The 19,596-nt window shown below is 72.2% G+C and carries 16 protein-coding genes and 1 pseudogene; 4 read left to right on the top strand and 13 right to left on the bottom strand.

The genetic code is table 11. The features are described 5' to 3' along the window. Nucleotides 1-93: 93 nt before the first annotated feature. The 4 genes from ACWC5O_RS41335 to ACWC5O_RS41320 form a co-directional block, all read right to left on the bottom strand. A complete protein-coding gene (locus ACWC5O_RS41335) occupies nt 94-1,263 on the bottom strand; it encodes a lactate 2-monooxygenase (protein ID WP_450582298.1) in 1,170 nt (389 codons plus the stop codon). 80 nt (nt 1,264-1,343) lie between these two features. Beyond that, the gene (locus ACWC5O_RS41330; protein WP_450582297.1) at nt 1,344-2,039 is read right to left on the bottom strand and encodes an alpha/beta fold hydrolase; all 696 of its coding nucleotides are present in this window, start codon (nt 2,037-2,039) and stop codon (nt 1,344-1,346) included. Nucleotides 2,040-2,281: 242 nt separating this feature from the next. Next, the gene (locus tag ACWC5O_RS41325) at nt 2,282-2,536 is read right to left on the bottom strand and encodes a cyclase family protein (RefSeq protein WP_450582763.1); all 255 of its coding nucleotides are present in this window, start codon (nt 2,534-2,536) and stop codon (nt 2,282-2,284) included. Nucleotides 2,537-2,876: 340 nt separating this feature from the next. After that, nucleotides 2,877-3,440 carry a hypothetical protein gene (locus tag ACWC5O_RS41320; RefSeq protein WP_450582295.1) on the bottom strand — a complete coding sequence of 188 codons (564 nt, stop codon included), beginning with the start codon at nt 3,438-3,440 and terminating at the stop codon, nt 2,877-2,879. A gap of 323 nt (nt 3,441-3,763) precedes the next feature. Here ACWC5O_RS41320 and ACWC5O_RS41315 point away from each other — a divergent pair, with 323 nt between their 5' ends. Continuing rightward, nucleotides 3,764-4,198: a protease inhibitor gene (locus ACWC5O_RS41315; RefSeq protein ID WP_450582294.1), complete on the top strand. Its 435-nt coding sequence runs from the start codon at nt 3,764-3,766 to the stop codon at nt 4,196-4,198. Between the two features lie 304 nt (nt 4,199-4,502). Here the strand turns inward: ACWC5O_RS41315 and ACWC5O_RS41310 are convergent, their stop codons facing one another. Together ACWC5O_RS41310 and ACWC5O_RS41305 are read right to left on the bottom strand one after the other, a co-directional pair. Next, nucleotides 4,503-5,000 carry a methyltransferase family protein gene (locus tag ACWC5O_RS41310; RefSeq protein WP_450582293.1) on the bottom strand — a complete coding sequence of 166 codons (498 nt, stop codon included), beginning with the start codon at nt 4,998-5,000 and terminating at the stop codon, nt 4,503-4,505. A gap of 74 nt (nt 5,001-5,074) precedes the next feature. Then, nucleotides 5,075-6,580: an MFS transporter gene (locus ACWC5O_RS41305; RefSeq protein ID WP_450582291.1), complete on the bottom strand. Its 1,506-nt coding sequence runs from the start codon at nt 6,578-6,580 to the stop codon at nt 5,075-5,077. A gap of 274 nt (nt 6,581-6,854) precedes the next feature. Between ACWC5O_RS41305 and ACWC5O_RS41300 the strand changes: the two genes are divergently transcribed. Both ACWC5O_RS41300 and ACWC5O_RS41295 read left to right on the top strand, forming a co-directional pair. Then, entirely contained in the window at nt 6,855-7,175 is a 321-nt protein-coding gene (locus ACWC5O_RS41300) for an ArsR/SmtB family transcription factor (RefSeq protein WP_450582289.1), read from the top strand. A 30-nt stretch (nt 7,176-7,205) separates the two neighbouring features. Further along, nucleotides 7,206-7,733 (top strand): SRPBCC family protein, encoded by a 528-nt coding sequence (locus ACWC5O_RS41295; RefSeq protein WP_450582288.1) that lies wholly within the window; start codon nt 7,206-7,208, stop codon nt 7,731-7,733. A 208-nt stretch (nt 7,734-7,941) separates the two neighbouring features. Here the strand turns inward: ACWC5O_RS41295 and ACWC5O_RS41290 are convergent. The 6 genes and pseudogenes from ACWC5O_RS41290 to ACWC5O_RS41265 form a co-directional block, all read right to left on the bottom strand. Then, a pseudogene (locus ACWC5O_RS41290) lies at nt 7,942-8,200 on the bottom strand (FAD-dependent monooxygenase); the annotation flags it as partial. Nucleotides 8,201-8,284: 84 nt separating this feature from the next. Next, the gene (locus tag ACWC5O_RS41285; RefSeq protein ID WP_450582286.1) at nt 8,285-11,134 is read right to left on the bottom strand and encodes an NHLP bacteriocin export ABC transporter permease/ATPase subunit; all 2,850 of its coding nucleotides are present in this window, start codon (nt 11,132-11,134) and stop codon (nt 8,285-8,287) included. A gap of 1 nt (nt 11,135) precedes the next feature. Continuing rightward, a complete protein-coding gene (locus ACWC5O_RS41280) occupies nt 11,136-13,370 on the bottom strand; it encodes an NHLP family bacteriocin export ABC transporter peptidase/permease/ATPase subunit (protein WP_450582284.1) in 2,235 nt (744 codons plus the stop codon). Further along, nucleotides 13,367-14,173 (bottom strand): HlyD family efflux transporter periplasmic adaptor subunit, encoded by an 807-nt coding sequence (locus tag ACWC5O_RS41275; protein ID WP_450582282.1) that lies wholly within the window; start codon nt 14,171-14,173, stop codon nt 13,367-13,369. The genes ACWC5O_RS41280 and ACWC5O_RS41275 overlap by 4 nt, the downstream gene beginning before the upstream one ends. A gap of 116 nt (nt 14,174-14,289) precedes the next feature. After that, entirely contained in the window at nt 14,290-14,505 is a 216-nt protein-coding gene (locus ACWC5O_RS41270; RefSeq protein ID WP_450582281.1) for a type A2 lantipeptide, read from the bottom strand. Between the two features lie 477 nt (nt 14,506-14,982). Beyond that, nucleotides 14,983-15,396, bottom strand: coding sequence for a PaaI family thioesterase (locus tag ACWC5O_RS41265; protein WP_450582279.1), 414 nt, complete (start codon nt 15,394-15,396; stop codon nt 14,983-14,985). 198 nt (nt 15,397-15,594) lie between these two features. Here ACWC5O_RS41265 and ACWC5O_RS41260 point away from each other — a divergent pair, with 198 nt between their 5' ends. Next, nucleotides 15,595-17,001: a S1 family peptidase gene (locus tag ACWC5O_RS41260; protein WP_450582761.1), complete on the top strand. Its 1,407-nt coding sequence runs from the start codon at nt 15,595-15,597 to the stop codon at nt 16,999-17,001. 179 nt (nt 17,002-17,180) lie between these two features. On the opposite strand, the gene ACWC5O_RS41255 is transcribed toward ACWC5O_RS41260, so the two are convergent. Further along, entirely contained in the window at nt 17,181-19,325 is a 2,145-nt protein-coding gene (locus tag ACWC5O_RS41255) for a SpoIIE family protein phosphatase (RefSeq protein WP_450582759.1), read from the bottom strand. Nucleotides 19,326-19,596 lie beyond the last annotated feature (271 nt).

Below are 19,596 nucleotides of genomic sequence, written 5' to 3'. Positions count from 1 at the left end.
AGCTCGGCCGTCAGGAACGGGCCCGACGTGTCCACGGACAGCAGCCGTACCCGGGTCGTCCCGGTCGCCGGCCGGCGGCGGGACACCTGGTCGTCAGACAGCGGCCTCCACGAGGTCGTCCGCCGTGACGGTTGCCGGAGTGGAGTGGCCGGACAGGGCGAGCGTGAGGTCCAACTCCGCGAGCACACAGCGGATGACGTGCTCCACGCCCGCCTGTCCCTCCAGACCGAGCCCGTACACGTACGGCCGCCCCAGCAGCACCGCCCGGGCGCCGAGGGCGAGGGCCTTGAACACGTCGTCGCCGGTGCGCACCCCGCTGTCGAACAGCACCGTCAGCCGGTCGCCGACCGCGTCCGCGATCCGGGGCAGCGCATCGGCCGCCGCGACGGAGCCGGCCACCTGCCGGCCGCCGTGGTTCGAGACCACCACCCCGTCCATCCCGGCGTCCGCGGCGAGCCGGGCGTCGTCCGGGTGCAGGACGCCCTTGAGGACGATCGGCCCGTCCCAGTGCTCGCGCAGGAACGCGAGGTCGGGCCAGGTGTGGCTCGCGTCCCCGAACAGTCCGAGGAAGTGCAGCACCGCCGCGTTCGGGTCCTCGTGCACCGGCTTGTCGAGACCCGCCCGGAAGGCCGGGTCGGTGAAGTAGTTGGCGGTGCCCACCCCGTGCAGGAACGGCAGATACGCCTGGTCCAGATCGCGCGGCCGCCATGCCAGCAGCGGGGTGTCCAGGGTGACGACCAGTACCGAGAACCCGGCCGCCTTGGCCCGGGCGAGGAAACTCCGGGTCACCTCACGGTCCTTGCCCCAGTACAGCTGGAACCACCGCTCGGCGTCCCCCATCGCCTCCGCCACCTGCTCCATCGGCGTGCTCGACGCCGACGACAGGATGTACGGCACCCCCTGCGCGGCGGCGGCCCGGGCGGCCGCGGACTCGGCGTCCGGATGCATGATCGACAATACGCCCACCGGGGCCAGGGCCAACGGCGCCGGCAGCGCGCGGCCCAGCACCCGCACCGACAGGTCGCGCTCCTGTACGTTCCTGAGCATGCGCGGCACGATCCGGCGCCGGGCGAGAGCCGCCCGGTTGGCGTGTGCCGTGCTGCCGTCACCCGCGCTGCCCGCCACATAGCCCACCGGGCCGGGCCCGAGCCGGTGCTCGGCCAGCTCCTCCAGCCGGGTCAGATCGGTGGGCAGCCGGGGCACGGCCCCGGTCATCCCGTTCAGATAGATCTCGTACTGGAAGTCCGCCCAGTGCTTCGCCATCCGGCCGTCCGCCTCTCGTCGCTGAGTACGCGCTGCGGCCCGACGATACTGGCGGGTAGGCGCACCTCGGCAGGTGGCCCTCAGCCGCGGCCGGCCGCCTCGCCCAGGATTCCGGCCAGCTCATGGGGTGTGGAGAACATGGGCCAGTGACCGGTGTTCAGCTCCACCAGTTCCCAGCGCCCGCCCGCCAGCGCCTCGGTCACGGCGGGCAGCGGCGGGCGGCCGTCCAGCACACACTTGACGTATGTCGCGGGCAGCTCGGCCAGTGGGCGCTTGAGCAGGGCCGGTTCGGTCAGCGTGGCGGCCGGGTGCGGGGTTCCCTCGCCGACGAGACGGGCGATCTGTTCGTCCGTGAGGTCCTGGTTCGCGTAGGCCGCCGGGGCGAGGAGCGGCCACACGCCGTCGTGCCCGGCGAGAGCGGCACGGATGTGGTCGCTGGGGAAGCCGTCGAGGAACGACACCCCGTCCGCCGGCAGGTTGGAGTCGACGAACACCACGCGGCGCAGCCGGTCGCCGATCCGCTCGGCCGCCTGCCCGACCGGCACGCCCGAGTAGCTGTGCCCGACCAGGACGACGTCCCGCAGGTCCAGTCGCTCGACCTCGTCGACGATGTCCTGGACGTGGATCTGCTGCCCCGCGGGCAGTTCCTTCTTCTCGGCCAGCCCGGACAGGGTGAGGGCGTGCACCTCATGGCCGGCGGCGCGCAGGTCGGCCGCCACCTCGTCCCACGCCCACGCCCCCAGCCAGGCACCCGCCACCAGTACGAAGTCGGTCATGGTCGTCAACGTACCGGACAGGCCCTGCAACTTATCGTCAAATGAGCGGAGTTGACCATTCCGACGGCGGGCCTGCGGGCACGCCGGCGAGCTCTGGTTCATCGACCGGGGACGGCCCGCGAGGCGCTCAGCCGGCCCGGGCGACCGCCCGGACGGAGCGCCGTCCGCCCCGGGCAGCCGCAGCGTGAAGAGCAGCCCGGCATCGGCATGCGGGTCACCGGGTCGGGGAGTGGGGTCGACGCTCAGCGCGTCGACGGCCACCGTGCGCGCGCCCGCCGCGACCACGGCCCGGGCCGCCTCCGGGGCCAGGGGTGGGCGAGGTACGCGTCCGTGCCCCGGTGCGCCGACCAGCCGGTGACGAGCAGCAGCAGCGCGCCCGGTGTCGCCGCGAGGGCGTCGAGCGCGGGGGCCGTCAGGGCCGGCGCGATCGGCGCCCGGGCGGGCAGCCCCCGGACGTCGGCCACGACCGCGGGCCCGGCGAACCGGTCCGGCGGCAGCCCGTCCGGCCGGGACCGGGCGTCGTCGACGTGGTACGGCGCGTCGACGTGGGTACCGACTGCGAACCCAGGTGCAGGGCCAGGATGTCAGGACGTTGACGCCGTCGGCGGTGGCACCTGGGCCTCGACGGTTACGGTCAGGGACGGCGGCGCGGTGGGGGAGCCGGGGGACTGGCGGGTCAAGGCGGGCTCCAGCGAGTATGCGGCGATGGAGCGCTTCGTGGCGCGGCGGTGGCGGACGACCGTCGCAGCCGCAGGGGTGTGCGGGGCGGGGGGAGGACGTCCCGGAGGGGTCTGCTCGACGGTACGGCGCCGGAGAAGTCCCCTGCCAGAGGACGTTTCATCCGTCTTCGCCGTCGCCGGTGGAGGAATCGACCACCTCCTCACTGTCCGGTCCCTGCGCCCTGACCCGCTGGACGTGTTCCAGGGACTCGCGCAACTCGGTCAGCCAGTCGTCGGTGTGACGCTGCACCAGGCGCACGCACCAGGCGAGGGCATCACTGCGGCTGCGCGCCACGCCCCCGGCGATCAGGGTGTCCAGGACCTGCCGCTCGGGCTGCCGCAGCCGGGTCATCACCGGCGCGGCCACATGTGTGAACAGGGCGCGCTCCGCGCCGCACGCCACGCCCCAGGACACCTTCCGGCGGAACAGGTGCTCGGCCTCGCGGGCCACCTCGATCCGGACCTCACGGGTGCGCTCACGGAACTCCTGGATGCGGGCCCGTACGGCGGCCTCCCGCTCGGCGTCCGAGGCGCTCTCGGCGAGCCGGGGCTCCGGGACGCGCCCGATCACGGTGATCTCCTCGCGGTCGACGGTCACCTCGACCAGTTCCTCGAAGAGATCGTCGGGCAGGCGGCCGGCGAACCAGCCGCGCAGCTTCTCTCTCTGCTCTGTCGTAATCATGTAATGACGATTACTCCGACCCTTTCATGAACACAAGGCGTCACGAAGGGGTTCGCCGAGGGCTGAGCCGGAATGTTTCAGGCCTATTAACGAGGCGGTGGTTTTCGGCCATCCGACCGCTGCCCGCGATCAAGAACCGCTCAGTCATGCGGTCGACGTGTTCGATTTCCGTGACTTCACGCCACTGTTTCAACACGCAAGGTTACTGAAAGATGTGGGTTCGATGTGTGTTTCGTCGGCGGACTCGGCAGAGTGTCGCTCGCCGCTCCGGCGCCCACCGGGCTGGAGCGCCACCCGTCTATTCGAGCGGAAGGATGCACACAATGCGGAACACCGCGCGCTGGGCAGCGACACTCGGCCTCACGGCCGCCGCCGTCTGCGGACCCCTGACCGGGGCCGCCGGCGCTGCACCGGCTGCCGGCCCGTCGTCGCTCTACGCCCCCTCGGCGCTGGTCCTCACCACCGGCCACGGCGACAACGCGGCGACGGCCACTCCGGAGCGCGCCGTCACCCTGAACTGCGCCCCGACTGCCTCCGGCACCCACCCTGCCGCGGCCCTGGCCTGCAGCGAACTGCGCGGCATCGGCGGCGACTTCACGGCCCTGCAGACCCGGGACGACGTCTGGTGCACCAAGCTGTACGACCCCGTGGTCGTCACCGTCCAGGGCGTCTGGCAGGGCAAGCGCGTCTCCTACGAGCGCACCTTCGGCAACACGTGCATGAAGGACGCGCTCAACAGCAGCGTCTTCGCCTTCTAGGGACCGGGATCGCGCGGTCCCCGCATCGCCGGATCAGGCTCGCAACTGGGGAGTGCGGCCCCTGGAGCGGGGAACCCGCGATCTCGCACCGGGACCGACGGGCGGAGTGGGGCCGCCCGCCGGCTTCCGGGCACCAAGCCGCTCCCTGGGCCGGCCTGTGGGGGGTCGTCCCGGGGAGCGGCGAAAAACAACTGGTTTCAACAGGTGTCGACGCCACGTATTGGTGACTCGTGTCGTACAAGAGGTGACGACGCCAACGCCCGCCCGTGCACGGACAGTTGCCGTGGCGGGCGGCGGCGCGTTCTCAGGCTCCACGCCACGGCGTGCGCCGCGGCCACCAGGCCGGCACCGCCCGCCGGTAGCGCTCGTACTCCGCGCCGAACCGGCGCACCAGCCCCGGCTCCTCGTCCCAGCGCACGAACGCCCAGGTGAGTACCCAGGCCCCGGCCGCGTACGCGAACAGCACCGGCCGGGCGAGCAGCAGGCCCTGGCCGCAGAGCACGGCGACGACCGCGAGGTAGATCGGATTGCGCACGTACCGGTACGGCCCGCTCACCACCAGCCGCGCCGGCGGCGCGACAGGCGCCGGAGTACCGAGTCCTTCCAGCGCGAACCGCGTGAAGGCCTCCAGGATCACGGTGGTGCCGGCCGCCAGGGGGACGAGGCCGAGCAGCCGCAGTGGCAGCCACCAGTCACCCGCCTGCCAGCCGCCGGTCAGCCACCAGGGGACGAGCGCGGCCGCGCTGCCGGAGACCACGACGAGGAACAGGGCGCTGCCCAGCGCCGCCGACGCCTTGCGCATACCTCCACCATGACAGCGCGGAGGGGCCGCCGTCTCCCTGCTGACGGCGGCCCCTCGGACCATGGAACCCGGTCCTACATGTGGACGACGGGCGCGGCCCCGGCGTCCTGCTTGGGCACGCCGCGCCGGTAGAGCAGGAACGCGATGACCGTGCCCGCGGCGAAGAAGCCCGCCGACCACCAGAAGGCGGTGGTGTAGCTCTCGATCGTCGCCTGCGCCCGCACCAGCTTGCTCGCGGGGTTGTGGTTCGACAGGTAGTCGGTGGCGGCGCTCGCGGCGAGGGTGTTCAGCAGGGCCGTACCGATCGAACCGCCCACCTGCTGCATGGCGTTGACGGTCGCCGAGGCGACACCCGCGTCCTCGGCCGCCACCCCGCCGGTGGCCAGCTGCATGGCCGGCGGCATGACCATGCCGAGGCCCACGCCGATGACGATCAGCTGGGGGAGCACGGCGCTGACGTAGTGGGAGCCGAGCCCGATACCGGTGAGCCAGGCCATGCCGGCCGTGGCGATCGCGAAGCCCAGCGGGATGACCGCCTTCGGGCCGATCCGGGGCATCAGGACCGTGGTGCCGACCTGCGCGGTCACCATCAGCGCGCCGACCATCGGCAGGAACGCCACACCGGTCTTCGTGGGGCTGAAGCCGAGGTTGAGCTGGAGGTAGTAGGTCAGGAAGAGGAAGACGCCGAACATGCCCGCGCCGGTGATCAGCACCGCGAGGAACGAGGCGCCCCGGTCACGGTCGAGCAGGATACGCAGCGGCAGCAGCGGGTGCGGGGCCCGGGTCTGCCACCAGGCGAAGGCCGCCAGCAGGAGTCCGCCCGCGATCAGGAAGCCCCAGGTCAGCGGCGAACCCCAGTCGTGGGTCTCGGCGTTGGAGAAGCCGTACACCAGGGAGAACAGACCGGCGGCGACCAGGACGGTGCCCGGCACGTCCAGCTTGGCGTTCGCCGCGTCGCGGTGGTTGCCGAGCAGCACCCAGCCGCCGACGAAGGCGACGACCGCGATGGCCACGTTCACGTACAGGGTCCAGCGCCAGTCGAACGCGTCGGTCAGCACACCACCGAGCAGCAGGCCGACCGCACCGCCGGCACCGGCGATGGCGCCGTACACGCTGAACGCGCGGGCCCGTTCGCGGGCGTCGGTGAACGTGGTGTTGAGCAGGGACAGCGCGGCCGGAGCGAGCAGCGCGCCGAAGGCGCCCTGCAGGGCGCGGGCCACGACGAGCATGGTGAAGCCGTTCGCGGCACCGCCGAGCGCGGAGGCCGCGGCGAAGCCGACGACGCCGACGAGGAAGGCGGGCTTGCGGCCGAACAGGTCGGCGATCCGGCCGCCGAGCAGCAGCAGTGAGGCGAAGGCCAGCGCGTAGGCGGTCACGATCCACTGCCGGCTGCCGTCGGAGAAGCCGAGGTCGGCCTGGGCGGACGGCAGGGCGATGTTCACGATCGTGGCGTCGAGGACCACCATCAGCTGGGCGACGGCGATGATCGCGAGGATCCACCACCGCTTGCCCGAGGCCTCGGCGCGGGCCTTCGCGAGGGCCCCTGCGCGGGGGCCGTCGGTCAGGGTGTTCTGGGGCATGGGGGACCACTCCAGGGAAGTCGTTCGAGGAGTTCGAGGAGGATGCGCGGCGACGGCGTAAACGAAACCGTTTCGTACACGTGGACTCTAGAGGAGTTCCAGCGAAACGGCAACGTTTCGCTTGTTGGGCTGGTCCGACCTGGCCCCTGAGGGGGGTGTGTCCGCTACGGGGGCGGCACGATCTTCGAGCGTGGAACTTCTGAGGGGCCCGTCCCCGGGTCGTGGAACCGTACATTCCTTGACGGGAATATAACCGCCGAGGCATATTGGTCTCATGTCCGACGCCGTGCTCTGGACCGCTCTCGCGGACCCCCACCGGCGGGCCATCGTCGCTCTGCTCCTGGAGCGGCCCCGGCCCGTCGGGGAGATCGTGGAGGCATGCGGACTGAGCCAGCCGAGCACCTCCAAGCATCTGAAGGTGCTGCGGGAGGCGGGTCTGGTGCGGGTCAGGCAGGACGCACAGCGCCGCGTCTACGCCCTCGACCCCGCCCCGATCGCCGCCCTCGACGCCTGGCTCGCGCCGTACCGCAGGTTGTGGAACAGCAGCCTCGACGCGCTGGGCCGCCGCCTCGACGAGACGTCGGACGACACCTGACACCCCCACATCCCGAAGGACCGAAGCACCATGTCCGTCGACCTCACCGGCACCTGTCTGACGCTCGACGACGGCCGCCCCGCCGTCCGCTTCAGCCGCACCTACGACCACCCCGTCGACCGCGTCTGGCACTTCGTGACCGACCCGGACGAACTCGCCCAGTGGTTCCCCTCCCGCGCCGAGATGGACCTGCGCCCCGGCGGAGCCATCCGGTTCAGCGGCGATCCCAACATGCCGGAGTCCACCGGCAAGGTGCTCGCCGTCGACCCGCCCCGGCACCTCTCCTTCGAGTGGGGCGGCGACGAACTCCACTTCGACCTGGAGGAGGCCGGCGAAGGGCGCACCCGGTTCACCCTCACCGACGTCCTCGCCGCCGAGAACACCGCCGCCCGCAACGGCGCAGGCTGGGAGGTCTGCCTCGCCGCCCTGGACGCCAAGGCCCGCGGCGAGCGCTTCGAGGGGCCGCACGCCGGGGCGAGCGCGTCCTGGAAGGAGTTCTACGACGGCTATGTCGGAGCCGGAGTGCCCTCGGGCGCGCCGGTGCCGGGCCTGGACTGACTCTCAGGCTTGGACCAGGCTTGGACTGCAACCCTTGGTCCCGTCGGCGGAGTCCGCGTGGAGCAGCAGGACGTGGTCGCGCTCGCGCAGCACGTCGTACGGGCGCAGCGGCAACGTCGCGAGCGGGTCCAGCAGGCCGCCGCAGTCCGGTGCGCGCTCGCCCGCCGCCGCACCGGCGGCCGGGCCCGGCTCGACGAGCGGACTGTCCGGGTAAGGGAGACAGCCGGTTCAGGACCGCCTGGATGTGCTCCAGTCGCGGGGCGCGCCCCGTCTCCAGGCCATGGGCGACCGCGTCCCCCGCCTCCGGCCGGGAGTGTGGTGCATCGAGTGCACGTCCATCCCGGTGCCAGGTCCCAGTCCACCTCCACGTCCGCGAGCATGTACTCCTCAGGCAGTGCGCCGCCCTCGAAGGAGAGCCCCGGCGTCTTGCGCACGACGCTGTGCGCGCCGTCGCAGCCCACCAGGAACAGTCCGTCATGGGCGCCTCCCGCGCTGCCCCGGGAACCATGGTCGCCCGAGGGAACCCGCGCGGCGACCCGGCCACCGCCGCCCTACGCCAGCTGTCTGCGCACCAGTTCGTGCAGCCGCCCCCCGGTGTCCGCGAGCAACTGGGCGGGCGGGCCCTGCTGGATGACCTTGCCGTCCTCCATGACGACGACCCGGTCCGCGTCCAGCACCGTGGACAGGCGGTGGGCGATGACGATGCGCGTGGCGTTGAGCTTGCGGGTGCTCTCGATGACGATGCGCTGGGTGTCGTTGTCGAGGGCGCTGGTCGCCTCGTCGAAGAAGAGGATGCGCGGGCGCCGGATCAGGGCCTGGGCGATCATCAGACGCTGCCGCTGCCCCCCGGAGATCGCGCCGTTGCCCGCGACGATCGTGTGCAGGCCCATCGGCATGCGCTTGATGTCCTCCGCGAGACCCGCCATCTCGGCCGCCGCCATCGCCTCCTCGGGCGTGTACGGCTCGGTGCCGCAGATGACGTCCAGGATGGAGCCGGTGAACGGCTGCGCGTGCTGGAGCACGACCCCGCACTGCCGGCGCACCGCCGACTGGTCGAGGGCCGCCAGGTCCTGCCCGTCGTACAGGACGCTGCCAGAGACCGGTTTGTCGAAGCCGATGAGCAGGCGCAGCAGCGTGGACTTGCCGCAGCCGCTGGGGCCGACGATCGCCACGAACTCGCCCGGACGGACGGCGAAGGACACGTCGTCCAGGACGAGCGGGCCGTCGTCGGCGTACCGGAAGGAGAGCCGGCGGGCCTCCAGCGCGCCGGACAGCGGACCCGGCCGGGTGCTCGCCGTGCGCACCTCGGGCGTGGCGTCCAGGACCGGCTTGATCTCCTCGAACAGCGGCAGCGCGGCCACCGCCGAGACGAAGGAACCCGTGAGCTGGGTGACCGAGGTCAGCACCATCGTCACCGACGTGTTGAAGGTGAGGAAGGCCGCCGCCGACATCGCGCCCCTGGCCGGACCGGCCAGCAGCATGAACATCAGCAGGGTGCACACCGGCAGATAGACCGCGCCCAGCACGGTGGTGACGTTCTTGATCCGGCCGACCTTCTGCTGGAGTTCCCGGCTGCGCGCGAACTCCCCGGCCCAGGCGGCGTACGCGTAGTTCTCCGCCGCCGCGACCCGCAGCTTGGGCAGCCCGCGCAGCGTCTGGAAGGCCTGGTTGTTCAGCTTGTTGCCGAGCGTCACGAGACGGCGCTGCCAGCGCACCTGCCACAGCCCGAGCCCCAGGAACACGGCCGCGATCACGACGAGCATGCCGATCGCCGCCAGCGCCATCGGCACGCTGTACCACAGCAGCAGACCGAGGTTCATCGCACCGACCGTCACCGACTGCGCGACCACCGGGCCGACACCCGCCAGCAGCCGTCGGATCGCGCTGATGCCCATGGCGGCACTGGCGAGTTCACCGGTGGAGCGCTGGGTGAAGAACCGGGTCGGGAGCCTGAGCAGCCGGTCCCAGACGGCCGGTTGGAGCGCCGACTCGATACGGCCCTCCAGACGCAGGATGGTCAGGTTCTCCAGCAGCGTGAACGCGGCCGACACGACCCCGCTGATCATCACCGCCAGACAGACCTGGACGATCAGGCCCGTCTGGGCCCTGGGGACGTACTCGCCGAGCACCTTGCCCGTGGCGATCGGCACCAGTGCGCCGATCGCCACCGTCACCAGCCCGGCGAGCATCAGGTTCAGCAGGTCGCCACGCGTCCCGCGCAGACTGAACCGCAGCAGCCCGAGCGGACCGAGCCGCCGCTCGGGCAGCGGCCGGTAGAACATCACCGCGCGCGGCTCGAACTCCTCCGCGTTCGCCTTCTCGATCGGCGTCTCGCGTCCGGTACCGGGGTGCACGGCCACATAGCCGCCGCGCCGCCACAGCAGCGCGACCGGCGCCCCGGACAGCGCCCGGTGCCCGACCAGCGGGCCCACGTTCTCCCGCCACCAGCGCCCGTCCAGGCGGACGGCCCGGGTGCGCACCCGGGAGGCCAGTGCCACCCGCTCGACCGGGTCGAGGCGTTCGCTCTCGGTGCCGCTCTGCGCGGGCTCCGCGAGGGCGATCCCGGCCGCCTCGGCGGCCAGCTTGCAGGCCGCGTAGCCGGCGTCGGCGTCCGCGGCCGTCGTACGGCGGGCCGAGCGCTTGCCGATGGAGGCGAGCAGGGTCTGGTCGGCCTGGGCGCGGACCGCCTCACCGGCCTTGATCCCGGCGGCCGCACGCGTCTCGTGCGTGCGCTCCAGCTGCTCGATCCACCGGTCCAGCGCGGTCAGCAGCCGGTACTGCTGGTCGACCATGCTCTGCCACAGCGCCGGGTCCATCAGCAGATCGGCGGCGGCCTCCGCGCCGTACAGCGAGCCGTACTGCACGCTGCCCGGCGGCACCTGCATCCAGAACACGTCGTCGTCCCCCACGCTCGAACGAGCTCCCGCGGGGGCACCTCCATGGGCGGCGGACCGCTCCTCGGCCATCGGGTCCTGGAAGAGGACGGACAGACCACGGCCGACGCCCAGCGCGACCGCGTACTCCAGCGGGCTCGACGCCGGGGGCACGTACTGCGGGTTGCCGTACTCGTCGTACGACCACGTCTGGGTGTGGGCCGGCTGGTACAGCTCGCGCAGGTTGATCCGGTGCACCACACAGTCCCGCGCCGGGCGCGCCACCAGCGTGTGCTGCGGTCCGGCGACCGGGCCGAGCAGCAGCGCGCCCGCCTCCAGCCGGCCGAGGTGGTGCCAGTGGCCCTGCTGGGCGGCGTCCACCGCGAACAGGTCCAGGGCGCCGGCCGCGACCAGCCACAGCACCTGCGGGCCCTCCAGGTCCAGCCGGTTGAAGCCCGCGCAGTCGATGCGCGCGCCCATGGACCCCAACGCACCCAGAACGAGGTCGCCTTCGCCGACGGTCGTCATCTCACCGCTCCCTGACCAGTGCGGCGTACGCGCCGCCGCGCGCCACCAGCTCCTCGTGCCGCCCGCGCTCCACGACCGTGCCGTGCTGGAGCACCACGATCTCGTCGCTGTCCCGGACGGTGCTCAGCCGGTGGGCGATCACCACACAGGCGCAGCCGCGCCGGCGCAGGTTGTCCATCACGACCAGCTCGGTCTCCGCGTCCAGCGCGCTGGTCACCTCGTCCAGCACGAGGATGCTGGGCCGCCGCACCAACGCCCGGGCGACCTCGAGGCGCTGGCGCTGCCCGCCGGAGAAGTTCCGGCCGTCCTGCTCGACCCTGCTGTGGACGCCGCCGGGGCGGCGCATCACCACGTCGTACAGAGCCGCGTCCTTCAGCGCCTCCACCACGGCCTCGTCCGGGATCGACGGGTCCCACAGGGCCACGTTGTCGCGGACCGAGCCCTCGAAGAGGAACACGTCCTGGTCCACGAAGGAGACCGAGGAGGCGAGCGCGCCGCGCGGGATGTCCGCCAGCCGGCGGCCGTCGATGCGGATCACGCCGTCCCAGGGCGCGTACAGACCCGAGATGAGCCTGGACACCGTCGATTTGCCGCTGCCCGAGCCGCCGACCAGCGCCACCTGCTGCCCGGGGCCCACGGTCAGGTCGAACCCGGTCAGCAGCGGTTTGTCCAGCGGGCTGTAGCCGAAGGTGACGTTCTCCAGCTCGACGTGCCCGTGCAGCCGGCGCGTGGAGTCGGCGCCACCGGGGCGGGCGTAGAGCGGGTCGGCCTGGAAGTTCTCCACGTCCTTGAGCCGGGCCACGTCGGCCGCGAAGTCCTGGACGCGGCCCGCCACGCCGTTGAGCCGGGTGAGGGGTGCGGTGAAGCGGGTGACCAGCGCCTGGAAGGCGACCAGGAGGCCGACCGAGATGTGCCCCTCGACCGCCCGCATTCCGCCGATCCACAGGATCAGCGCGCTGTTGAGCGTGGCGAGCGTCGGCGCGACCACACCCAGCCAGGCGCTCGGCACGCCGAGCCGCTGCTGCTCCTCCAGCGTGGTGGCGTGCTGTCCGGCCCACTTGCGGAAGTAGCCGTCCTCGCCGCCGGTCGCCTTCATCGTCTCGATCAGCTGAAGACCGGTGTAAGACGTGTTGGTGAGCCGTGCGGTGTCCGCGCGCAGCTTCGCCGTACGGGTCGCGCGCAGCCGTACGACCAGCCGCATCGCCACCACGTTCAGCAGGGCCACGCCGATGCCGACGAACGTCAGCTGTGGGTCGTAGGTGTACAGCAGCACGGCGTACAGGACGACCACGACGGCGTCCACGCCCGCCGCCGCCAGGTCGCGGGCCAGGGTCTCGGCGACCTGGTCGTTGGACTGCAGCCGTTGCACCAGGTCGGCCGGGGAGCGCTGGGCGAAGAAGGTCACCGGCAGCCGCAGCAGATGGCGCAGGAAGCGGGCGCTGGAGAGGGTGGAGGAGATGATCCGGCCGTGCAGCAGGTTGGCCTGCTGGAGCCAGGTCAGCACCAGGGTGAGCAGGACACAGGTGGCCATCGAGGCGAACAGCACGCCCAGCAGCGAGGTCTGGCCGCCGATGAGGAACATGTCGATGTAGGTACGGCTGAGCGCGGGCACCGCCGCGCCCACCGCCACCAGCAGCAGGCTGGCCAGCACCGCGGCGGGCAGGGTGCCCGCGGTGCCGCGCAGCCGGGCCGGCATCGCGCCGAGCACGCCGGCCTTGCGTCCGCCCTTGCTGAAGCCGTCGCCGGGCTCCATCACCAGCACGACACCGGTGAAGCTGCCGTCGAACTCCTCCATGGGCACGAACCGGCGGCCCTTCGCGGGGTCGTTGACGTACACCCCGCGCCGGCCGAAGCGGCGGCCCATGCCGTCGTAGACGACGTAGTGGTTGAACTCCCAGAAGAGGATGGCCGGTGCCGTCACCTCGGCGAGGGCGGCCAGGTCCATCTGCATGCCCTTGGCGGTCAGGCCGTAACTGCGGGCTGCCTTCAGCAGGTTGCTGGCGCGCGAGCCGTCGCGGGAGACACCGCAGGCGATGCGCAGCTCCTCCAGCGGCACGTGCCGGCCGTAGTGGCCGAGGACCATCGCGAGGGAGGCGGCGCCGCATTCGACGGCCTCCATCTGGAGCACGGTCGGCGTACGGACCACGCCGCCACGGGGCTTGGGGATGGGGCGCCGGGCCGGGGCGGCGCGTCTGCGGCCGCGGATATCCTGGCCATCTCCGGTTCGGGTGCTCACGGCAGTAGCCAATCGACGGGACGCTGGTCGGCCAGCCGGATCGAACCGGAGGCGAGGGTCATGGAGTCGAGCTTGTACGGCGGCCCGTCCGCGGAGGACCACCGGTAGCCGCTCCTGGTGCCGGTCGACTTGTCGAGCGCGACCAGGACCGCCACCGGGCGGCCCTTCTTCGTGAACTGCTCGCCCAGCTGGCTGTCCCCGAGGAACGCGGCGATCGACTGGGCGGACTGGGCGGTCCGGTCCACCGACTTCACATGCCCGCGCAGCACGCCGTACTGCTGGGTCGGCACCGAGGACACGGTGAGGTCCACGGCGGCGTGCGCCGGGATGGCGGCGGCGTTCTCTGCCGGGACGTACACGGTGGCGTACAGCGGGTCGGAGGCGTGGGCGACCTTCTCCACCGCGGCGATGTTCGCACCGGTCTGGATGATCTGGCCGATGGTGGCGGCGAGTGCGGTGACGCGGCCCGCGGCGACCGTGCGGACCACCGAATCGCCTTGACTCGTCCGCACTCTGAGGACGGGAGCGTTCGCGGGCAGCCGTTCGCCCTGTTTGGCGAGTACGGCCGTCACCTGGCCGGCCACGGGGCTCTGCAGCAGATAGCTGCCCTGTCCGTGGGTGAGGATGGCCTGCGCGCTCACCGTGGAGGCGACCGAGCCGGTCACCGCCCACCCGGAGGCCGCCGCCATGACGACGACGGTGACGCCGAGCGCGAGCCAGCCCTGGGGACGGGCCAGCCGCACCGGAAGGTCCAGCTCCTCCGGCGACTGGAGCTTGGCGAGGGCCTGTTGGCGGAACTGCACGGAACTTCCCTCACCCGAGGAGAGACATGGTTACGACCTGCTTCGGGCGCCTTCGGGCACCCGAGAGTCCCGGGGCCGTGGGACGGCTCCGGGACTTCGGTGACACCGAGGTGCGATCAGAGACCGGCGACCAGGCCGGTGACCGGGGCCACGTTCAGGCCGGTGACACCCTCGAGGGTGCCGACGGCCGTGTCGACCACGCCGGAAACCGGGGCGATGCCGTTGACGGCGCCGGTCACGGTGTTGAGGGCGTTCACGGAAAGGCCGCCGGAGACGTTGTCCAGCTCGGCGTCCGAGATCTCGACGGTCTCGACCTGGGGGGTGGAGTTCATGGTGGAACTTCCCTTCGTATGGATATTTCACAAGGGGGGAAACGGCCCCCTCTGGGGACAGACGGCGGCCGCGACCGCGGGTGCCGGAACGCCCGTCTCCGGGAGCCCGGGGGACCCCCGCGGTGCGATGGATCAAAGCACGCACGCGGGCTGCGCTTCCAATCAACCAGGCCTCTCACCAGCGCACTTGCCCCGCCCGGAGCCTCAACCGTGCAGGCGCGCGCACGGCTTGTCGGCGACTCCTTCACATGGCGCACCGCATCGTCGCACCCCGGCTCTTGTCCGCCGGGCGGCGAACCCGGCACTCGGCTCCAAAGGCCTGTCAGGGGGCGCGCGGATGTGCAGAACCAGGGGTGTCAGTGACTTGGTTGAGTATTCAATGTGCAGATTCCCTGAAGCGGGGATTCCGGTAAGCGATCGGAACGGACCGCTACCGATCAGTAGCTGAGCGTGTCAGCCCGTGAGCGCACAGATGTGTCAGCCCATGAGCGCGTAGACCGTGTTCGCGCGGGCCGCGAGCGCACCTGACGCGGCGTCGGTCAGCGTGATGTCCGCGAACGCCATCCGACGGCCCAGCTTGGTCAGGACCGCTTCGATCAGGACATCCGAACCGGTCACCGCCCGCTGGAAGGACGTCGACTGCTGCACGGTCGTCATCGGCACGAAGCCGCCCCGCGCGGCCGAGACCGCGATCACCGTCGCCGTGTCGGCGGCCGCCATGAGCGCCTGCCCCGACAGCCCGCCGCCCTCCCGGGCCAGCCGCTCCGACCAGGGCAGACGCAGGATCGCGCGGTCCTCGCCCACGGTTTGGACGGACAGTCCGAGGTCGAGCACCCAGGGGGCGAAGTTGGCGGAGAGGATCTTGTCGGCTTCGGCGGTGGTCATCGTCATATGGGGGATTCTTCCCGGCCGCACGGCACGACACGCGGAGCGTGGCCGATTCGGCGCCAGGGGGCGGAAGTTGGCGAACGGAATTGAACGCACCGCATGAGCCGCCCGTACCTACAGCCATCCAGGCGCCCCCGATCAACTGCCCGACAGCGGCAGACCCCCGTCCCCAGGAGGTCGAGAAGTTTGAGTCACAAGCGAATGCCCAAGCGCAAGGCCGCGATAGCGGTGGGCGGTGTCGCGGCGCTCGGAGCGGCGGCCATCCTGCTGCCGAACGCCAACGCGTCACAGGATCACAACAACGCGGCGGGCGCTGCCGGCACCGCGAAGACCCTGAAGGCCTCGGACGCCTCGGATCTCGCCGCACAGTTGCAGAAGCTGCTCGGCGACGCCGTCGCCGGGTCCTACTACGACAGCGGAAAGAAGCAGCTGGTCGTCAACGTCGTCAGCGGCGACAACAACATCGTCCAACAGGCGGAGAAGGCCGGGGCGGTCGTCCGCCAGGTCGAGAACAGCACCTCCGAACTCAAGGCCGCCGCGCGGACGCTGAAGACCAAGGCGACCATCCCGGGCACCGCCTGGGCCGTGGACCCGCGCACGAACAAGGTCGTGGTCACCGCCGACTCCAGCGTCACCGGCGCCAAGTGGAACCGGCTCCAGTCCACCGTGCAGGGCCTCGGCTCCGGCATGGCGAGCCTGAAGAAGTCCGCCGGCACCTTCAAGACCTTCGTCTCCGGCGGCGACGCCATCTTCTCCCAGGTGCAGGGCGGCAACGTGCGCTGCTCCCTCGGCTTCAACGTCAAGGCCTCCGACGGCAGTCCCGCCTTCCTGACGGCCGGTCACTGCGGCGTCGCCGCCAAGGACTGGTCCGACTCCCAGAACGGCCAGCCCATCGCCACCGTCGACCAGGCCAAGTTCCCGGGCAACGACTTCTCCCTCGTGAAGTACAACGACGCCACCACCCAGGCGCCCAGCGAGGTCAACACCGGCAACGGCCAGACCGTCCAGATCACCCAGGCCCAGGACGCCACCGTCGGCGAGAACGTGTTCCGGATGGGCTCCACCACCGGGCTGCACAACGGCCAGGTGACCGGCCTCGACGCCACCGTCAACTTCCAGAGCGAGACCGACCCCAACGGCGTCGACACCGTCAACGGCCTCATCCAGACCAACGTCTGCGCCGAGCCCGGCGACAGCGGCGGCTCCCTGTTCACCCAGGACGGCGGCGCGGTCGGCCTGACCTCCGGCGGCAGTGGCGACTGCACCAGCGGCGGCGAGACCTTCTTCCAGCCGGTCACCGCCGCTCTGCAGGCCACCGGCGCCACCCTCGGCGACGGCGGCAACGGCGCGGGCGGCCAGGCGGGTGCGGGCGACCAGGCGGGCACCGCCGACCCCTCGGCCTCGGCCGGGGACCAGGCAGGGGCCGGTGACCAGGCGGGCGGCGACCAGATCGGCGGCTCCGCCGACCCGTCCGCCTCGGCAGGCGACCAGAGCGGCACCGGCGAGGGCACGGGCGCCGGAGACCAGTCCGGCGCGGGCACGGGCACCGGAGACCAGTCCGGCGAGGGCACGGGCGACGGGTCGTCGTCCCTGACCGACAGTCACTGACCCCCTCCAGCGGGACAGGACACCGAGCCGTCCCGCACCGGGATCCGGCAGGCCGGCCTCTCGACGGGGCCGGCCGAGCCGTCCCGAGACTCCCTGACCGGCCCGCCGCGGTTCCGGCCGGCAGGGACGGTCCGGCCCTCCGGCGGAAGGGCCGGGCCACAGCCGTCGAGCCCGGCGGCTCAGCGGTCCTCGCGGGCCCGCAGCAGCAGGACCGCCACGTCGTCCACTCGTTCCCGCGCCGCCGCGCTGTGTCGTACGAGTTCGTCGGCCAGATCCTCCAGCGGCTGGTCGCCGGCTTCGGCGAGCAGCGCGCCGAGGCCGACCAGGGAGTCCTCGATGTCGATGCCGGGGGACTCCACGAGACCGTCCGTGTAGAGGGCGAGGACCGAGCCGGGGGCCAGGGACACCTCGGTGGTCGGGTACGTGGCCGTCGCGTCGATCCCGAGCAGCGGGCCGCCGGCGAGGTCCAGCACCCGCACCTGCCCGTCCGGGCGCCGGAGCAGCGGTGGCGGATGCCCGGCGCGTGCCATCACGGCCTGCCCCTGCGCCGGGTCGAGCCGTAGGTAGAGGCAACTGGCGAACAGGTCGGCGCCCAGGTCGATGAGCAGCCGGTTGGTGCTGCTCATCACGTCCTGCGGCGCCTGACCCACCGTGGTGTAAGCCCGTACCCCGGTGCGGATCTGCCCCATCAACGCGGCCGCCGTCACGTTGTGCCCCTGGACGTCCCCGATCACCGCCGCGGCCAGCGGCCGGGTCGGCACCAGGTCGTAGAAGTCGCCGCCGATCTCCATGCCCTGAGTGGCCGGCAGATAGCGGGCGGCCGCCTCGATGCCGGGCAGCGCCGCCAGCGTGTGCGGCAGCAGCGACTCCTGCAGCCCCTGCGCCAGCCGGTGCTTGGCGTCGTACAGCTGGGCGCGCTCCAGCGCCTGCGCGATCAGGCCGCCGAGACTGGTGAGCACCGCCCGCTCGTCGGCGGGGAAGACATGCGGGTCGACGTACGCCAGCACACACGAGCCCACCGGCCGCCCGGACGCGATCAGCGGCAGATACGCCCAGGACCCGAACCCGTCCGGGGGCCGGTTCGGGTACAGCCGCGCCATCTGTTCCCACGAGTCGAAGAACGAAGGCACCCCGCTGTTGAGCGCCTGGGTGCCCGGGGTGCGTTCGCTCAGCGGCAGCCCGTCGAAGCGCTCCACCACGTACGGGTCCGCGTACCCGCGGTGTCCGAGCACATGCAGCCGCCCCGCCTGCGAGGCGAGGATCACCAGCGCCTGGCAGCCGACCGACGGGGCGACCTCGTCCCACACCAACTGCACGACGTCCTGCACCCCCACCGCCTCGGTCAGCGCCGCGGCCAGGCTCAGCACCTGAGTGATGGTCACCAGCCGCGAGGGCCCCGGCCCCGTCCGCGGCGCCTCCCGCGCCATCTCCGCCACCGCCCGCGCCCGGCTGATCCGTACGCTCAGTCCGGTCGTGCTCGGATACATCCGGAACGACAGCCACTCGCCCGGCGGGCGCAGCGCCACGAACGACGTCACCTGCTGGCTGATCAGTGCGGCCCGGTACCGGTCCTCGTACATCGGGTCGTTCAGCCACGGCACGGACACCCACGGCAGGATGCCGAGCAACTCCCCGGCGGGTCGCCCGAGCAGGTCGGCGGCGGCCGCGTTGACGAAGGCGATCCGGCTGTGCAGGTCCAGCGACATCAGTCCGTACGGCAGCCGGGACACCATCCGCGCCGCCTCCACCGATCCCAGCGTGTCCGACACACCCGACAGCGGTGTCGCCAGCAGGTCGACCTCGGGAGCGATCGGCCGGTTCTCCGCGGCGGCCCGCTCCAGCCGCAGGGCCAGCCGTTCGCAGGCCGCCGTCAGATTCTCGCGCTCCCGGTCGGACAGCTCCGGCGGATGCGCGCCGGGCCAGGTCACGAACACGGCGCCGTACACGGTCCTCGCCGTGGCCACCGGCAGCGCGGCCAGCGCGAACGGGTACGGCAGCACCACCGAGATCCGCGGATAGCAGCGTGCCATCTCCTCCTCGCCGCCCACCCACACGAGCCGCCGCTCGCGCACCGCGTCCGCCACCGGGATCGGCGCGCTCAGCCCGACCCGCTCCCACGGCGCCGCGAACGCGCGGGGCATGCCCGCCATCACCGCCATCTCCAGGACCGGCTCATCGGGCCGGAGCAGGTACACCGCGCCGGAGTGCGCGTGCACGTCCTCGATCATCGAGGCCAGCGCGATGGACAGCAGCGGTCGGCCGGCCGGAGTCCCGTCGGCTGCCCCTGGCTGTGCCGGCCCTGGCCCGTCGGACACGCCGACCACCTCCTCGCCGGGCCGCGCGTCGCGTCTCGGGGTCAAGGCTGCCTCGCGGGAACGGGCGGCGCGCGGCGAGCACCCGTCGCGCCTTCGGTCGCGGCCGTGACCTGCGCAGGCGTCTCGTCACCCCGAGGGCCTCCGGATACCCCGTCGGGACGGGATCATGCCCCCGCAGCCGAAGCGTGCGGCGGCGTGCGGGCGCCGCGTGTGCGCCCCCGCGCAACCTGATGGCCGATTCTCCGCGCCCGCGAACGGCGAACGCGCCCAAGAATGGGGC

The sequence above is a fragment of the Streptomyces sp. NPDC001450 genome, from assembly GCF_053597295.1.
The sequence above is the reverse complement of the archived record's forward strand: the minus strand, read 5'-3'. Positions and strand labels throughout refer to the sequence as shown.

What these genes read in the sequence shown, in the direction of transcription:
- ACWC5O_RS41330 (WP_450582297.1), bottom strand. Translation starts at nt 2,039, where the DNA reads ATGACCGACTTCGTACTGGTGGCGGGTGCCTGGCTGGGGGCGTGGGCG.
- ACWC5O_RS41320 (WP_450582295.1), bottom strand. Translation starts at nt 3,440, where the DNA reads ATGATTACGACAGAGCAGAGAGAGAAGCTGCGCGGCTGGTTCGCCGGC.
- ACWC5O_RS41295 (WP_450582288.1), top strand. Translation starts at nt 7,206, where the DNA reads ATGTCCGTCGACCTCACCGGCACCTGTCTGACGCTCGACGACGGCCGC.
- ACWC5O_RS41265 (WP_450582279.1), bottom strand. Translation starts at nt 15,396, where the DNA reads ATGACGATGACCACCGCCGAAGCCGACAAGATCCTCTCCGCCAACTTC.
- ACWC5O_RS41310 (WP_450582293.1), bottom strand. Translation starts at nt 5,000, where the DNA reads ATGCGCAAGGCGTCGGCGGCGCTGGGCAGCGCCCTGTTCCTCGTCGTG.
- ACWC5O_RS41315 (WP_450582294.1), top strand. Translation starts at nt 3,764, where the DNA reads ATGCGGAACACCGCGCGCTGGGCAGCGACACTCGGCCTCACGGCCGCC.
- ACWC5O_RS41270 (WP_450582281.1), bottom strand. Translation starts at nt 14,505, where the DNA reads ATGAACTCCACCCCCCAGGTCGAGACCGTCGAGATCTCGGACGCCGAG.
- ACWC5O_RS41335 (WP_450582298.1), bottom strand. Translation starts at nt 1,263, where the DNA reads ATGGCGAAGCACTGGGCGGACTTCCAGTACGAGATCTATCTGAACGGG.
- ACWC5O_RS41300 (WP_450582289.1), top strand. Translation starts at nt 6,855, where the DNA reads ATGTCCGACGCCGTGCTCTGGACCGCTCTCGCGGACCCCCACCGGCGG.
- ACWC5O_RS41305 (WP_450582291.1), bottom strand. Translation starts at nt 6,580, where the DNA reads ATGCCCCAGAACACCCTGACCGACGGCCCCCGCGCAGGGGCCCTCGCG.
- ACWC5O_RS41285 (WP_450582286.1), bottom strand. Translation starts at nt 11,134, where the DNA reads ATGACGACCGTCGGCGAAGGCGACCTCGTTCTGGGTGCGTTGGGGTCC.
- ACWC5O_RS41260 (WP_450582761.1), top strand. Translation starts at nt 15,595, where the DNA reads ATGCCCAAGCGCAAGGCCGCGATAGCGGTGGGCGGTGTCGCGGCGCTC.